This is a genomic window from Microbacterium sp. MPR-TSA4 (genome assembly GCF_058792815.1).
Genome location: NZ_JBXAFF010000090.1, coordinates 1 through 2319, shown reverse-complemented (window position 1 = coordinate 2319; position 2319 = coordinate 1). Strand labels below are relative to the sequence as shown.

The 2319-nt window shown below is 71.5% G+C and carries 2 protein-coding genes; one reads left to right on the top strand and one right to left on the bottom strand.

What is annotated here, in order from left to right; genetic code table 11:
• Positions 1-1807: DUF2207 domain-containing protein (locus AC1Q49_RS16165; RefSeq protein WP_492493418.1), on the bottom strand; the 1807-nt coding region annotated here is incomplete at its 3' end.
• Between the two features lie 50 nt (positions 1808-1857).
• Between AC1Q49_RS16165 and AC1Q49_RS16160 the strand changes: the two genes are divergently transcribed.
• Positions 1858-2286: a MarR family winged helix-turn-helix transcriptional regulator gene (locus tag AC1Q49_RS16160; protein ID WP_101305559.1), complete on the top strand. Its 429-nt coding sequence runs from the start codon at positions 1858-1860 to the stop codon at positions 2284-2286.
• Positions 2287-2319: the final 33 nt, after the last annotated feature.

Genomic DNA, 2319 nt, shown 5'->3' with positions numbered 1-2319 from the left:
AGCCTCCGCCGCCCGATCCTCCCGACGTCGATGACGACGACATCGCCGCACTGGAGAGCGAGCCGATGCCCGACGAGAACGCCGACGCATCGAAAGCCCCCGAGCCGTAGTACCAGTACGGACCCGTCGCGCCGACAGCCGTGTAGAGCACCGCGAGCTGCGCCGACCACTCCTTCTCCTGACCGAACACGACGGCGTAGGGCAGGAGCTTCTCGTACAGCACCAGCTTCTGTCGCGGGTCGTCCACGTCCACCGGCGCCCGCTCCGCGCCGGAAGGCGACTGCAGCATGCGGATGCGATCGGCCTCGGCCCAGCGGATGAACTCCTCGAGCCCCTTGAGGTGATCGCGCGTCTCGGCGCCCAGCGCGGTCAGCGGCTTACGGGAGCACATCGCGATCACGACGACTGCGATCGCGACGCTGACACCCAGCACCGTCCACGGCACGGCGGGCTGCACGTACGAGCCCAGCGCCACGAAACCGAGGCCCATCGCGGCCCCCGCACCGACGACCGCCAGCAGGATCGGAAGCCAGCGCGCCCGCGCGGGCACCTGTCGGCGCAGCCCTCGGGCACCGAGCTCAGCCTCCGCCGCGGCGAGGATCTTCTGGGCCACCTTCGACAGGCGGGTGTCCTGCTTGCCGAACCGGTATTGCTCCCCCGGCACGCCGTCCGGGAACAGTCCGTCGAGGAGCATCCTGCCGTCGCCGTCCGCCTTCGACGGGTCGACGAGCTCCGCCACCAGCTTGTCCTTGCCGAACCAGCCGCCGTCCGTGTCGAGGATCCGGATCGAGCCGCGCACGGCCTGCTCCAGCACCTCGGCGGGGATCGCCTTCGACGTCTCGCCGAGCAGCACCGCGCTCTCGAGCGCATCGACGATCTTGGGCGGGTCGTACTCGGCGATGATCGTCGGCCGCCCCGGCTCGTCCGCGAGCTGCCGGCGTCGCGCCCGCACGCCCAGCACGCCGCCGGCGACGGCGAGGAGCCCGGCCACCGCCTGCCCCCACCCGAACGGCGAGGCCAGGTAGCCGGTGTCGTAGGTCGAGAAGGTGCCGTCCGTGAAACCGACCGCCACCGTCAGCGTCTCGTTCGGCTGCACGTCGTCCGCGACCGCCGTCACGATCGTGCCACCGCCGGCATCCGGCGACGCGGCGATCGACGTACACGGCGTCGAGGAGTTCTGCACCCCCTGATAGCAGGCCATCCGGCCCGTGAGGGCGGGAGCAAGCTCGGACCCCAGGTGCAGCCGCGCCGTCACGGTGCCGAACACCTGCGGCCAGTCGACGCCGTTGACGTCCCAGTAGAACTCCAGACCGGAGTCCGGGAAGACCCACGTGACGTTCTCGAGCGTGTAGGTCAGCACGAACGTCTGCGTCCCGCGCAGGAACCCGTCCGCGCGCGACACGATCGAGAAGGCGCCGTCCTCGCTGTCGATCTCGCTCGGGCGCGGCGCGCCGTTCTCGTCGGTCACGGACACGAGTTCCGGGTGCAGCGGCTGCCCGTTGTAGGTGGTCGGCAGCGACCGACGGATGCCGTGGTTCTGATCGGCATCCGGGAACTGCGCGACCAGTGTCTCGACCACCTCGAGGCGGCTCGTCCCGTCGTCGGCGCGGGTCAGCGTGTAGTCCGCGGTCATCGACGAGAACGAGAAATCGTCGGCGCTCGCCGGGCGCAGGGCGGGCGCGGATGCCGCGAGCGGACCCGCCGCGGAGGTCGCCGACGCCGGCGCCGCCGGACCCACGAGCAGCAGCGCCGCGAGAGCCGATCCGATCCCGACGAGCAGCGCCCGTCCGCGTCGCCGATGCCCCATGCGCTCCACCCTAGGCGGCGGTGCCCGGCCCGCGCACTACAGTGGACGCCATGACCGACCGCCGCCTCGCCGTCGCCGCGTGGGAGAGCCTCTTCCGCGCGCAGCACGAAGTGCTCCGCGAGATCAGCGATGACTTCGGCGAGGACGATCTGACGCAGGCCGAGTACGACGTGCTGCTCACCGTGGTGCGCGGCGACGACAACGCCGCCCGGCTGCGCGACGTCACCGCGAACATGCTGATCAGCCAGCCGAGTGTCTCGCGCCTCGTCGACCGGATGGTCGCGCGCGATCTCATCAGCAAGTGCACCGATCCGCACGACGGGCGGGGCGCCATCGTCCGGGCGACCGACAAGGGCGTCGCCGCGTTCCGTCGCGTCGCGACGGTCCACGGCCGCTCCATCGCCGAGCGGATGTCGGTGCTCAGCGACGCCGAGCTCGAGCAGCTCCAGCGGCTCACGAGCAAACTGCGCGGCGCCTAGGGCCCAGAGGGATCAGGGGGGCTCAGGGGGCTC